Source organism: Wolbachia endosymbiont (group A) of Pipizella viduata (genome assembly GCF_964028555.1).
Classification (GTDB): domain Bacteria; phylum Pseudomonadota; class Alphaproteobacteria; order Rickettsiales; family Anaplasmataceae; genus Wolbachia.
On the sequence record NZ_OZ034787.1, the window covers coordinates 153,269 to 166,745 of the forward strand.

Consider the following 13,477-nt stretch of genomic DNA (forward strand, 5'->3'; position numbering starts at 1 on the left):
ATTCGTCCGCAATTTGCAAAAAAAAAATTTTGAGCAAATATAATCGAGAGCTTATAACTTCTCTAAAACTGAGAATTTATCGCGTATTCGTTCTAGTGTGCGATAGATAGTTGTCTTTGGTATTTTGGTTATTACAGAAACTTCAGTAATAGTAAATACCTTAAGTAATTGACATAAATTACTATCTTTTTCAGACAAAGTTGAAATTATATTATTTATATCAGTGCGAATTATCGCTTCGATTTCCGAGTTCCTATGATCTGGAATATCGTCGTTTATATCATCAAAAGTTATATTACGTTTTAGACACAACTGATTGCGTAACATATTGCGAGCACAATAATTAGCTAATCTAGCAACGAAAGTACTAAAACTACTTCTTTTCTCATCGTGCTGGTTCAGATATTGCCAAACCTGACAAAAAAGCTCTTGTTCTATATCTTCGAGACTTTCGTTAATAAAACAGCTTTTGGATTTAAGGCGCGAAGCTTGAAATCTCACATGTTTAACAATTGTAGAATCGATTCCTTGATAAGAATTCTTCATAAAAACTCCAAAAGTTTCATGAATAGAGATTTTTACCAAGACTTTGTATGACTAATTTATTATAAAAAAGTAGTAATAATTTTTTTATCTAAAAGAATAAAATCTTTAAAAATTAAAATAAGATTTAAACGTTTTGATACACTACTGAAGCTACTTTTTCATAGGTAAAAAACTACCAATTTCGTACCTAATTTCTGAGTTACTAATTAGTATTTCAGAAAGCAGTGATCGTTAAGTTATTGATAATATTGTCTTTTTTATGTTCTATTCCTAAAAGCCGTTTCTAAAGTTAAGTGGCTAAAATCGGCCAGTAAAGAGGGTTTACGGATTACTGAAGTCTTATATATATTATATATATATTTAAATACAGGTAAAATATAATATATGATAATATAATAATATAAATATTGGCGTAATATAAGTTATGTAAAATAGTTATTAAGATAAGTAAAGATGAAAAAAACTCAAATGGCAGGATATGAAATTTTTTTTAATTTTTTTTCAAAATTGCGGACGAATTTGCGAGTCATCGTACATATATATTATACAGGGCATTGAACTTTAATTACACAAAGGAGTTTTTGTACGTCAATCTTAACGCTAGATCTCGGCAAGCAAACAGGCTGGGCAATTCTTACAGATGGAGTAATTGAAAGTGGAAGCAAAAGTTTTCATGGTAGCCGTTTCAGTGGAGGTGGAATGTGTTTTTTAAGTTTTCACAATTGGCTTAATTCTTTGAAACATGAGTTCACTGCAGTGTATTTTGAGGAAGTAAGAAGACATCTAGGAACTGATGCAGCTCATTGCTATGGTGGTTTTCTTGCAGTGCTGTCTGCTTGGTGTGAAGAGAACAATATTCCCTACCAAGGTGTTAATGTTAAAACTATAAAACGCTTTATAACAGGCAAAGGTAATGCAAGTAAGAGTGAAGTTATTGAAGCTGTAAAGGAAAAAGGGGTTTTGCCTAAAGATGATAATGAATCTGATGCTTTAGCATTAATGTTCTATGTTATGGATTTCAGTAAAGATATTAATAAGATGAAAAATCCATAAAAAGTGGGTCCTTTCGGCCATAATGGCGGGTTTGGTGGGTCAGACCTCAGGCCTTCTCTAGCGTCAGATATATTTTGAATATTAACTTTTTAATTATTAAGATATGAATTTAGCAATCCACTACTATCCTACTCGAAACCTAGTTGAATATGAGCGTAACCCACGTAAAAATGACGATGTGGTCAACAGAATGTGTGCTTCTATTCGGGAATTTGGCTTTCGTATACCAATAGTTGCAAAAAGCGATGGAACTGTGGTTGATGGTCATTTAAGACTTAAAGCAGCAAGAAAACTTGGTATGGAGAGTATTCCAGTGGTTTTAAGTGATAATTTAAATGAACCACAAACCAAAGCTTTTCGATTACTGGCCAATCAATCAGCTAATTGGGCAAAGTGGGACGATGAGCTTTTAAAAGTGGAAATTCAGGAGCTAGAAGATTTACAGTTTGATCTTAAAATGACTGGATTTGAATTAGAAAAAGTTCAACGGTTTCTTGATGATTTAGATGGTGAAGAAGAAGATCTTTCTGACTTAGTTGTTGATGACAAAAAAGTAGAAATAACAAAACCAGCTGATCTATGGATTTTAGGTGATCATCGAATCTATTGTGGTGATAGCTCTTTAGTTGAATCATATAAAGCGGTATTAGATAATAAAATGGCAGATATTACCGTATGTGATCCTCCATATAACGTTGATTACGGTAGCAGTCAGGAAAGAGAAGAGAAAAAAATATTAAACGATAATCAAGGTGAAAAGTACGAACTTTTTCTCTACGATATCTGTTCCCATATTTTAGCATATACGAAAGGTGCAATTTACATTTGCATATCATCATCAGAGTTTTCAACGTTGCAAAAAGCATTTGAAGAGGCAGGAGGAAAATGGTCAACATTTATCATTTGGGCAAAGAATCACTTTACGCTAGGCAGATCAGATTATCAAAGACAATACGAAGCAATGCTCTATGGATGGAAAAGCGGCAATAAACGTGAGTGGCATGGAGGAAGAAATCAAAGTGATCTGTGGTTTTATGATAAGCCAACGCACAATACACTACATCCAACGATGAAGCCAGTAGAATTAATGGAAAGAGCAATAGTTAATAGCAGTAGACCAGGAGATATAGTACTTGATCCATTTAGTGGTTCTGGTAGCACATTGATTGCATGTGAGAGAACAGGAAGAATTTGCAGAACAATAGAGCTAGATTCAAAGTTTGTAGATGTAACGATAAAACGTTGGCAAGTATACACGGGAAGAGATGCCATTTTAGCCGGTACTGGTAAAACCTTTTCAGAGACTCAAGAAGAAAATTCGTAAAAAATAGGCAAAAAAGAGAGAAGAAAAAAAAAAGTGAAAAAAATAACACAAACAGAATGGGCAAGAGAGATAGGAGTATCAAAGCAATATGTCTGTTATTTAGTAAAGAAAGGGATAGTTGAGTTGGAGGATGGTTTGATCAATAGAGAACAAGCAAATGAAGCAGTAGCGGCAATAAGAGATCCAAGTCAGCCACTTAGGAGGAAAAATCCAGAAAACGAAAATACAAGTAACCTTTCCACGATGTTGCTAAAAACTCGAATAAAAAATGAAATGGAACGAGGTAAACTTCTTGAGGCGAAAGCTAAGGCTGAGATTGGTGAACTTGTAGCAGTAGAGGAAGTAAAGCGCGATGCATTTAATGTAGCAAGAGTTGTACGTAATAATTTGCTTAATATTCCAAATAGAGTTTCAGCACTGCTTGCATCACTGAGTGACACTGAAAAGATTCATATGGCGCTAACCGAAGAGATTACAAACTCATTACAAGAATTATCTAATATTAAGTTTTAAATAATGTCTGCTAACTTAAGTTTAGAATTAATAAAGTGTCTTATTAATCAACCAGGAGTGGATGTAAATGTTAGAGGATTAAATGGGAAAACCCCACTACATTATGCAGTAGAAATTAACGAGCTTAGTATGGTTGCTCTCTTACTAAATAGGAAAAATATTAATCCACTGATCACTGATGATAATGGTAAAAGTGCGCTGGATTGTGCAAGAGAAGAGATATTACAAGCACTAATCAATCACAAATATGGATTGGAGAAAGATAGCTTACTTCACTTAGCTGCGATGTTGAATGAAGCAAATGCTGTAAGGTTTTTACTCGACAAAGGGACTAATGTTAATGAGCAGAATGCTTTACTACATACACCGTTACACTTAGCGGCAGGAGCTGGGCATGAACAAATAGTAGAAATTTTAATTAGAGAAGGAAATGCGGACAAAGATGTTCTTGATGCGAGAAATCATGCAGCAATTCATTATGCAGTAAACAACAAGAAGCTAGGAGTAGTAAAATTACTTTCAAATCTTGGTGCGAATGTTAATGTAGTTGGCAGCGGCAGAAATGCAATGAAATTATCTTCTTTGCACGTAGCTATAAGTAGTAGTAATTACGACGAAAGGGACTTATGTTTAGATATTGTAAGATGCTTAATAAATGTTCCTAATGCTGGGGTTAACTTACAAGATTATGAAAATAAAACGCCACTACATTATGCTGAAAGGCTGAAAACAATAGAAGTTTTACTAACGCGAGAAGATATAGATCCTTTAATTAAGGATGATAATGGCAAGACACCATTTTGTTATGCAAAAGAAGCAAATAGATTAGATATAGTAAAGATTTTAGCAAGTAATAGATACGGAGCTGATAAAAACAGTTTGCTTCATTTAGCTGCCAGAAAAGGATATGAAGACCTAATAGACGGTATTCTTGGTGAAGGAGTTGAAATAGATGCTGTAGATGAGAGTGGAAAAACGGGAATTTATGTTGCTGTAAAGCATGGTCACTTTAACGTAGTAAAGTTGTTGCTAAAGAGAGGAGCAGATGCCACGGATGTTTTTCAGTATGCAATAATAACGAACAACGCAAAATTAATAAAATTACTGAGCAAAGAGAAGGAAATAGTGTTATTTGGAAGACAGAAGAACTTTCCAACATTTCATTTATTGAGCAATAAATATTTTGAAGAAAGGAAAATAGCAGACAAAAAAATAAAGAAATATATCAATATTGTCTGTGTTTCTATAACAGTATGTGCAATAGTGATAGTGGGAATTTACCCTAACATTATAGCTGCGGTAATGGTGGGAATAGTTGCGCTCATAGCTGCAATAGCAATGAGTAATTTAACTCAGAAGTACATAGAAGAAGCACTTGAAAAGAAAATGTTTATTGAACTCGAAAGTGAGAAAACAAGTGAGTGCAGTTCTATTTTAAGTGATGTTGAGGTATCATCTAATGATGGTGAAGAGCTAGCGATATGATATATGCTACATCTTTTTCTGAAGGTTTAAAGCCAGATCCACTACTTAAAGTGTCAGAGTGGGCGAATGAGTATCGAGTTTTAGCGCCAACTGCAGCATCAGAGCCAGGGAAATGGAGAACAGAGAGAACGCCATACCTTAAAGAAATCATGGATTCACTATCTCCGTCTTCAACTGCAGAAAAAGTAGTATTCATGAAAGGAGCGCAGATTGGAGGAACAGAAGCTGGTAACAATTGGATAGGCTATATCATCGATCAAACACCAGGTCCAATGCTAGTAGTACAGCCAACAGTTGAAATGGGAAAACGTTGGTCGAAGGGAAGATTTGCACCGTTAATAGAGAGTACGCCATGTTTAAAAAATAAAGTAAAAGACCCAAGGTCAAGAGATTCGGGCAATACTGTGCAAAGTAAGGAATTTCCAGGTGGAATAGTAGTAATAACTGGAGCAAACAGCAGTGTAGGACTGAGGTCTATGCCAGTAAAATATCTCTTTCTTGATGAAATAGACGCCTATCCAGGAGATTCAGGTGGTGAAGGAGATCCAGTGCTGCTCAGTATTGCTCGAACTAATACATTTGCACGGCGAAAGATTTTTTTAGTATCAACACCAACGATTCATGGAATAAGCAGAATTGAGAAAGAATTTGAAGCAACAGATAAGCAGTACTTTTTTGTACCATGTCCGTATTGTAATTACTATCAAGTTCTAAAATGGTCACAAATTAAATGGGAAAACAACGACTCAAGAACAGCACATTATGTCTGCACTGAATGTAGCGGCAAAATAGAAAATCATCAAAAGACAGAGATGCTTGAGCGTGGAGAATGGAGACCTACTAATAGAGTAAAAGGTGAGAAAAAAGGATTTCATCTTTCAAGTCTTTATAGTCCAGTAGGCTGGTATAGCTGGACTCAAGCAGTAGAAGATTTTCTCCATGCAAAAGAAAGTGAACAATTACTAAAAGTTTGGATAAATACCACGCTTGGAGAAACTTGGGTAGACAAAGGAGAAGTACCAGACTGGAAGCAATTATTTAACAGGAGAGAATTTTTTCCCGTAGGCACAGTACCTAAGAGAGAAGTGGTACTTACTGCAGGAGTAGATGTCCAAAAAGATCGTTTAGAAGTAGAAGTTGTAGCCTGGGGAAAAAGTCGTGAAAATTGGTCAATAGACTACCGAGTATTTGAAGGAGATACAGGAAGTGGAGAAGTATGGGGAAAACTCTCTGAGCTCTTAAATCATCATTTTATCGGTGAAAATGGGCTTGAATACATGATAAGCATGATGGCAGTTGATGCAGGATATGCAACGCAGGAAGTATACAACTGGGTAAGAGGTCATCAAGGCTGTGGAAGAGTAATGGCAATTAAAGGTGTAAACAAAGCGCTAGTACCACTTAGCAGCCCAAGTAGAGTAGATATAACAGTTGGTGGTCAAAAGCTAAAGAGAGGAATAAAGCTCTGGCCAGTTGGAGTATCGATATTAAAATCAGAGCTTTTTCAGCTACTTAATGTTTTAAAAAACGGGGAAAAAGAAAAAGTGCCAGCAGGATATTGTCATTTTCCTGAGTATGCACCTGAATATTTTAAGCAGCTAACGGCAGAGCAATTAGTCAGCAAAGTGGTAAAAGGATACACCAAACAAGAGTGGCAAAAGGTAAGAGAAAGAAATGAAGTATTAGACTGTAGGATTTATGCAAGAGCAGCATCGATAGCACTGGGAATAGATAGATGGCCAGAGAGTAAATGGAATAGTTTAAGTGAAAAACCAGAAAGTAAAAAATCAAAGAAAATAGTGAAAAGCAAATGGATCAGCGAGTAGTAAATGTATAACGAAGATTATCTAATTCAAGTCGAAGAAGCGATAAAGAAACTACAAAACGGAGAGCGAGTAGTATCAATTGCATATGGTGACCATGTTGTAAGATATGCTGAAGTAGATATAAATGATTTACTAAGCTTAAGACAACGTATTAAGGCTGAATTGAAAATTGCAGGTATGAAGCCAAAGAGAAAAATTGTTTTTTCAACAAATAAAGGGGTTGACAAAATTATGTAAAAATGTTATAGTTTAGAGTTGATATCTTACAGTGAATAATATGGATCAAAGTCAAGGAAGGCTTAATGTTAATGTAAATTTTGAGGGGGAATTTGCTCAGTATCTTACAGAAATGGCAAAAGTTCAAAATAGAACTATTGAAGAAATTGTAAAAGATCTAGTAGAAGAAGAACTTGAGGTAAGTAAACTATCTGAAGGTGACGAAATGGATGAAGGAGAAATAGCTCTACTTGAACTTGCTGCTAAACGTAATGTTCCTGGAGCAAAAATAATTAGACATGAAGATATCAAGTGGGAATAATTTACCAAATTGGTTATTTAGAAGGTGTAGATACCGAAGATCTTCCTTCTCTTCCGAAAACAATACGGTTAAGGGTGCAAAAAGCTATAGAAAAACGTCTCACAATTATTCCTGATAAAGTAGGTGAGGCTTTATCGCATAAATGGGTAGGCTACTTTAGGTTGCGTGTTGGCGATTATCGAGTCATATACTTAATAGATAACTCAGAGCACATGGTCAAAATTGCAGCAATAGGACATCGAAAAGAAATTTATAAACGTAGTCCAGAGTAATGACTCTCTACATACAATCTGTTGACCAAATTCTCTAGCAACTTGCTATAATTTTTCAATGTCAAATTGTGCAACAACTTGTTGCATAATCAAAGAGGCAAAATGTTATTAAAATCATTCAAACAACTATTTAACAAACCAAAGATAAAAAGCTCAGCCTGGGATGCTGCAGGCTCAGGAAGAAGATTTTTTCACTTTCAACCAGAGTTAGGAAGTATAAACAATTTGCTGTCTCAAAACCTTGAAACTTTACGTAGTAGATCACGTGATATGGTGAGAAAAAATCCATATGCAGCAAATATTATTGATACAATAGTAAGTAACTCTATTGGAACAGGAATAAAACCGCAATCAAAAGCAAGGGATGGGGAATTTCGAAAGAGGGTGCAAGAATTATGGCTAAGATGGACAGATGAAGCAGACAGTAACGGAGTAAGTGATTTTTATGGATTACAAGCTCTAGTATGCAGAAGTATGATAGAGGGAGGAGAATGTTTTGTACGTTTAAGAACGAGAAAGCTGGAAGATAGATTTTCTGTGCCATTACAACTGCAAGTACTTGAGTCTGAACATTTAGATAATAAAACAAATCAAACTTTAGGAAATGGTAATGTAATAAGAAACGGGATTGAGTTTAACAAGCTTGGGCAAAGAGAAGCATATTACCTATTTAAAGAACACCCTGGTGAAGGCTCATTTGGTGAATCAGTGAGAGTGCCAGCAAATGATGTTTTACATATTTATAGACCATTAAGACCTGGGCAAATTAGAGGAGAGCCATGGCTTTCGAGTATACTGCTAAAGCTCTATGAACTTGATCAATATGATGATGCAGAATTAGTGAGAAAAAAGACAGCAGCGATGTTTGCAGGGTTTATTACAAGGCTCGATCCTGAAGCAAATATTTTAGGAGAAGGTGAAAGTAATGAGCAAGGAGTAGCACTATCAGGTTTAGAGCCAGGAACAATGCAGCTTTTAGACCCAGGAGAAGACATAAAATTTTCAGAGCCATCTGATGTAGGAGGAAGTTATGAAGCATTCATGAGACAGCAGCTGAGGGCAATAGCAATAGGCACAGGGATAACATATGAGCAACTAACAGGAGATTTAACGGGCGTTAATTATTCATCCATTCGAGCAGGATTAATAGAGTTTCGTTGTAGATGTGCTATGCTGCAACACAACATTATGGTATTTCAATTTTGCAGACCAGTATGGAGTAGATGGCTAGAATTAGCAGTACTCTGTGGAGAACTGAGTATAGATAAAAAAGTAGCAAAAGCAGCGAAAGAAGAAGTAAAATGGATACCACAGGGATTTGATTGGGTGGATCCTTTAAAAGACCAGCAAGCACAACAAATGGCAGTAAGAAATGGATTTAAGAGTCGATCAGAAGTGGTTTCAGAGCTAGGTTATGATGTAGAAGAAATAGACCAAGAAATTGCAGAAGATCAAAGACGTGCTAGTTCCTTGGGTTTAAGTTTTGATTCCGACGTTACTACTAATCAAGAGATAATATGAAAAACCAAGCGATATGGCTAAACAGATGTGTAATGGTAGAACCAAGGAGTTTTGAATTACTGTCACTACAAACAGGAAAGCAGCCTATCTTTAAAAATATAAAACATGCGGTAAGAAATAGTGAAAGAGGAATAATACCAATACATGGAATCTTGACGAAAAAGTCAGAAGTTTTTGATGATGTATTGGGGATGACATCGTATGAGAAGATAAGTGAAGAGATAGAAGAAGCTTTAATAGATAAAGAAGTAGAAACAATAATTTTGGACATAGACAGCCCCGGAGGAGAAGTAAACGGTTTATTCGACCTTTCCGACTTTATTTACCAAGCAAGGAGAAAAAAGAGGATTGTGGCAATAGCAAATGATGATGCGTATTCTGCGGCGTATGCAATTGCATCAAGTGCTGAAAAAGTATTGGTAACTAGAACTTCAGGAGTTGGAAGCATAGGAGTAATAGCAAGTCATATAGATCAAAGTGGGTTTGATGAAAAACAGGGAATAAAATATACGACAGTATTTGCAGGAAGTAGAAAAAATGATTTAAATCCACATGAGCCAATAACTTCTGAGAGTTTAGAAAGCCTAAAAAGCGAAGTGAATCGTTTATATGGAATGCTGGTTGAGCTAATAGCACGCAATAGAAACCTTTCTGTAGAGGCAATAAAATCAACAGAAGCAGGGCTATATTTTGGCGAGAAAGCAGTAGAAATAGGTCTTGCAGATGGAATTACAATTCTTTCAGAGTTTAAATCTATTAATAAAAAAGGGGATATTACTATGAATGAAAAAACTACAAATGACCTAGAAACTGACAATTTAACTAAGTATCGTACTGAAGTTCTTGAATTAATACGTTTATGTAACTTATCACGAATGCCAGAAAAGATAGGAGAATTTATTGAGCAAAGCGTAAGTGTTGAGCAAGCCAGGGAAGTTTTAATGGAGTTACTTGCAGAGCGAACGAAGAAGACAGAAATACTAAGTGCAATACCACAGAATTCAGGAGAAGAGTTGATGATGCAGGTAGCGAAAAGTCGTGCGCAATCAAACATTTAAAGTATGTGTATAACCGCCGTGTATAACAACCACAAATATGGCGGTAAAAAAATAAAAAAAGGAGAGAAAAAGACATGATAAGTATAACTGAAGGAAATAATTTAGGCGATCTTCTGAAATATGAAGTGTCCAACCTATATTCAAGAGATCAAATAACAGTAGCCAAGGGACAAAATCTAAAGCTGGGAAAAGTAGTTGGTTATGATACTAAAGATGGTTTTATTAAAGCTTTAAATCCAACTGCCACAGATGGGACACAAACGGCTATAGGAGTGATAGCAAGCGATGTAAACGCAAAGGAAAATAGTAAAGGAGTAATTATTGCTCGTGGTGCAATACTAGCAGATCATGCAGTTGTATGGCCAGCAAATATCATTGAAGAGCAGAAAACTGCAGCAATAAAGCACCTTGAAGGACGAGGGATCATTATCCGCAAGGGAGCTTAAAAAAACTATTAAAAATACAAAAGGGGGAAAAGAAAAAATGCAAAATCCATTTACAAATACAGCATTTAGCATGACGGCACTAACAAATGCGATAAATATATTGCCGATAAATTATGGACGAGTTGAAAATTTAAATTTGTTTCCAAGTAGATCAGTAAGATTTCGACATATTACGATAGAAGAGCAAAACGGAGTATTGAGTTTATTACCAACGCAAGTTCCGGGAGCACCAGCAACAGTAGGAAAACGTGGAAAACGAAAAATAAGAACTTTTACCATTCCACATATACCACATGATGACGTAGTGTTGCCTGAGGAAGTACAGGGAATAAGGGCATTTGGGTCAGAAAGTGAACTGAAAGCATTGGCAGATGTAATAACTGATCATTTGCAGCTAATGAGAAATAAACACGCAATAACGTTAGAACATTTGAGAATGGGAGCGCTGAAGGGAATCATTCTTGATGCTGATGGGTCGGAGTTATTAAACCTTTACAACGAATTTGAAATTACACCAAAAGTAGTAAATTTTGCATTGGGGACTGCGACAACCGATGTAAAGCGTAAGTGTCTGGAAGTATTGCGCCATGTTGAGGACAATTTAAGTGGTGAATATATGACGGGGATTCATGCACTGGTAAGTCCAGAGTTTTTTGATGCACTAATTTCGCATAGTAAAGTGAAAGAGGCATATGAAAGATGGCAAGAAGGAGCAGCGCTGAGGAATGACATGAGATCAGGATTTACGTTCTGTGGAATAACATTTGAAGAGTATAGAGGGCAAGCAACCGACCCTGAAGGAACCGTAAGAAGATTTATAGAAAGAGAAAGTGGAAACTGTTTTCCACTAGGAACAGCGAGCACATTTACAACGTATTTTGCACCAGCAGACTTTAATGAGACAGTAAATACTCTTGGACAGCCACTTTACGCGAAACAAGAGCCAAGAAGATTTGATAGAGGGACCGATTTACATACTCAGTCAAATCCTCTGCCAATGTGCCATAGACCGGGAGTATTAGTAAAAGTCGTTGTAACATAACAACACAGGTAGAGCAACTATAAAGTGGTGAGGCAGAAGAATGCTTTACCTGTGTGCCCCTTCTTAGCATGTAAAGGTTAGTATATAGCAGAAAAATATGCAAGAAAATATTAAGAGATTATTGCAAGATTGTTTTGCCCATTTAGGAAAAGTAGCTTTGTATGAATCAAAGGATAAGTCATATATGGTACAAGTACTAAAGCAACAGCCAGATAAATTATACGAGATTGGTGAAGGACAATTTGTAGGAGAAATTTTATTGTTGGAAGTAAGTGTGTTTGATGTATTAAAGCCAATGGTAGGAGATACTTTTTCCATAGGTAGTTGTAGATACAGAGTACACACACCACCACTTAGAGATAATTCATGAATGGTATGGAAAATTCAAGCATCGGGGGTGTAAAATGTCTATTAATATAGAAGTTACCGATAATATTAATAAGGTAATTGAAAATGTAAATGCTGAAAGGAAAAAAGTGGAAAAAGCAGCGGTGAGGGCATTGAACAAAACAGCACTATGGTTAAAAACGCAAGCAGCTAAGGAAATTAGTGAGGAAAAGAAGATAAAATTAACGGTAATGAGAAAAAGGCTAAGAATTTTTAAGGCTAAGACAAGTAGGTTAGATGTATTAATGAGAGCAAATTTATATGATATTAGGGTATCAGCAATTGGCAAGATGAGACAAACAAGAAAAGGAGCGAAAGTAGGAAAACATAAGTTTATAGGAGGATTTATGGCAACAATGCCAAGAGGAAATAGTGGTGTTTTTAGGCGTGAAGGAAGAACAGCTTTGCCAATACAAGAGGTAAAATTAGGACTGGAACCAGAAGCATCAAAAATAATAAAGGAGCTAGTTAATTATGAAACAGAAGGGATATTTGAGAAATATTTTGAGCGTGAATTAAACTATGTTGTAAAAGTATGATTTTAATTGAGTTGCACAAAGCAATTTGCAGAATGTTGAAGAAAGAAATACCAGCGATACAGACATGTGAAATATATCCAATGATAAGAAGGGAAATAGTAGCACCAGCGGTATTTGTGGAATTGTCAAGTTTAGAGCAAGGAAAAGATTCAGGAACAGAAGAATTAGCCCTGAAAGCAAGATTTGAGGCACGAATTGTGATTGATAGCACAATAGAGAATGCAGCTATTATTGTCAGAGAATTAGCTGCTGAGGTTGCGAGAGTAGTAAATAAAAATACTTGGAACGTAAAAAATGTTTCGCCAGGTGAATTTATATCAGCAGAAATTGACGGATTTAGGCCAGAATTAGACGCGTATTTAGTGTGGATGGTAGACTGGGTGCATGAAGTACACTTGGGTCGATCTATTTGGGAAGAGGGAAAATTTATGCCACACAAAATAGAAATCGGTGAAATAAATGTTGGAAAGTAATTTTGCTATTTCAGAGTTGCAAAGAAAGTTAGCTAACATTGTACGTATTGGGCTTGTGAAAGAAGTAGATTATGAAAAAGCGAGAGTAAAAGTGCAAATAGGGGAATTTTTAACAGATTGGTTGCCATGGATAACAAGTAAAGCAGGAAAAGATAGAAATTGGTCTCCTCCAGATATCGATGAACAGGTTATTATACTTTCTGCGCTAGGAGAACTATCATTAGGGGTGGTATTAGCAGGAATATATCAGGAAAAATACCCTGCACCAGAGAATAAAAAAGAAATAAATAGTGTAAAAATTCAAGATGGGACAAGATTGTTATATGATAAAGAGAAGCATCATTTAGAGATTGAAGTAGTGGACAAAATAACATTGAAAGCTGGGGAATCAAGTATAGAGATGACAAGGAGCGAAATAAAACTGAAAGCAGATAGAATAGAACTTAATTAATTG

General features: G+C 35.7%; 17 protein-coding genes. 16 read left to right on the plus strand and 1 reads right to left on the minus strand.

The genetic code is table 11. The annotated features are described in order from the left end of the window. Window positions 1-51: 51 nt before the first annotated feature. Window positions 52-546, minus strand: coding sequence for a sigma-70 family RNA polymerase sigma factor (locus ABWU50_RS00780; protein ID WP_019236463.1), 495 nt, complete (start codon window positions 544-546; stop codon window positions 52-54). A gap of 591 nt (window positions 547-1,137) precedes the next feature. On the opposite strand from ABWU50_RS00780, the gene ABWU50_RS00785 reads away from it, so the two are divergent. The 16 genes from ABWU50_RS00785 to ABWU50_RS00860 all read left to right on the plus strand — a co-directional run bounded on the left by ABWU50_RS00785 (window position 1,138) and on the right by ABWU50_RS00860 (window position 13,474). Beyond that, complete coding sequence (locus tag ABWU50_RS00785) at window positions 1,138-1,599, plus strand: crossover junction endodeoxyribonuclease RuvC (RefSeq protein WP_341823232.1); 462 nt, start codon at window positions 1,138-1,140, stop codon at window positions 1,597-1,599. A gap of 103 nt (window positions 1,600-1,702) precedes the next feature. Beyond that, window positions 1,703-2,923 (plus strand): DNA modification methylase, encoded by a 1,221-nt coding sequence (locus tag ABWU50_RS00790; protein WP_353275970.1) that lies wholly within the window; start codon window positions 1,703-1,705, stop codon window positions 2,921-2,923. A gap of 33 nt (window positions 2,924-2,956) precedes the next feature. Then, complete coding sequence (locus tag ABWU50_RS00795) at window positions 2,957-3,436, plus strand: hypothetical protein (RefSeq protein ID WP_264378236.1); 480 nt, start codon at window positions 2,957-2,959, stop codon at window positions 3,434-3,436. Between the two features lie 3 nt (window positions 3,437-3,439). Beyond that, entirely contained in the window at window positions 3,440-4,921 is a 1,482-nt protein-coding gene (locus tag ABWU50_RS00800) for an ankyrin repeat domain-containing protein (RefSeq protein ID WP_010082188.1), read from the plus strand. Then, window positions 4,918-6,747 (plus strand): phage terminase large subunit family protein, encoded by a 1,830-nt coding sequence (locus ABWU50_RS00805; protein WP_353275972.1) that lies wholly within the window; start codon window positions 4,918-4,920, stop codon window positions 6,745-6,747. Before ABWU50_RS00800 ends, ABWU50_RS00805 begins: the two co-directional genes overlap by 4 nt. Window positions 6,748-6,750: 3 nt before the next feature. Beyond that, entirely contained in the window at window positions 6,751-6,984 is a 234-nt protein-coding gene (locus ABWU50_RS00810) for a gpW family head-tail joining protein (RefSeq protein WP_010962704.1), read from the plus strand. A 40-nt stretch (window positions 6,985-7,024) separates the two neighbouring features. Continuing rightward, window positions 7,025-7,285 (plus strand): hypothetical protein, encoded by a 261-nt coding sequence (locus ABWU50_RS00815; RefSeq protein ID WP_012673197.1) that lies wholly within the window; start codon window positions 7,025-7,027, stop codon window positions 7,283-7,285. After that, window positions 7,276-7,557: a type II toxin-antitoxin system RelE family toxin gene (locus tag ABWU50_RS00820; protein WP_010962706.1), complete on the plus strand. Its 282-nt coding sequence runs from the start codon at window positions 7,276-7,278 to the stop codon at window positions 7,555-7,557. The genes ABWU50_RS00815 and ABWU50_RS00820 overlap by 10 nt, the downstream gene beginning before the upstream one ends. A gap of 102 nt (window positions 7,558-7,659) precedes the next feature. Further along, window positions 7,660-9,078, plus strand: coding sequence for a phage portal protein (locus tag ABWU50_RS00825; protein WP_353275973.1), 1,419 nt, complete (start codon window positions 7,660-7,662; stop codon window positions 9,076-9,078). After that, on the plus strand, window positions 9,075-10,136 hold the full coding sequence (locus ABWU50_RS00830) for a S49 family peptidase (RefSeq protein WP_006280203.1): 1,062 nt from the start codon (window positions 9,075-9,077) through the stop codon (window positions 10,134-10,136). The genes ABWU50_RS00825 and ABWU50_RS00830 overlap by 4 nt, the downstream gene beginning before the upstream one ends. 74 nt (window positions 10,137-10,210) lie before the next feature. After that, window positions 10,211-10,582, plus strand: coding sequence for a head decoration protein (locus ABWU50_RS00835; protein WP_010082142.1), 372 nt, complete (start codon window positions 10,211-10,213; stop codon window positions 10,580-10,582). A gap of 37 nt (window positions 10,583-10,619) precedes the next feature. Further along, on the plus strand, window positions 10,620-11,624 hold the full coding sequence (locus ABWU50_RS00840) for a major capsid protein (RefSeq protein WP_353275974.1): 1,005 nt from the start codon (window positions 10,620-10,622) through the stop codon (window positions 11,622-11,624). Window positions 11,625-11,721: 97 nt separating this feature from the next. Then, complete coding sequence (locus tag ABWU50_RS00845; RefSeq protein WP_353275975.1) at window positions 11,722-11,994, plus strand: hypothetical protein; 273 nt, start codon at window positions 11,722-11,724, stop codon at window positions 11,992-11,994. A 34-nt stretch (window positions 11,995-12,028) separates the two neighbouring features. Continuing rightward, window positions 12,029-12,550: a phage tail protein gene (locus ABWU50_RS00850; RefSeq protein ID WP_353275976.1), complete on the plus strand. Its 522-nt coding sequence runs from the start codon at window positions 12,029-12,031 to the stop codon at window positions 12,548-12,550. Then, complete coding sequence (locus ABWU50_RS00855) at window positions 12,547-13,023, plus strand: hypothetical protein (protein WP_010962732.1); 477 nt, start codon at window positions 12,547-12,549, stop codon at window positions 13,021-13,023. The genes ABWU50_RS00850 and ABWU50_RS00855 overlap by 4 nt, the downstream gene beginning before the upstream one ends. Further along, window positions 13,010-13,474, plus strand: a complete 465-nt coding sequence (locus tag ABWU50_RS00860) for a phage baseplate assembly protein V (RefSeq protein WP_012673195.1) — start codon at window positions 13,010-13,012, stop codon at window positions 13,472-13,474. The genes ABWU50_RS00855 and ABWU50_RS00860 overlap by 14 nt, the downstream gene beginning before the upstream one ends. The last annotated feature ends 3 nt before the right edge of the window (window positions 13,475-13,477 follow it).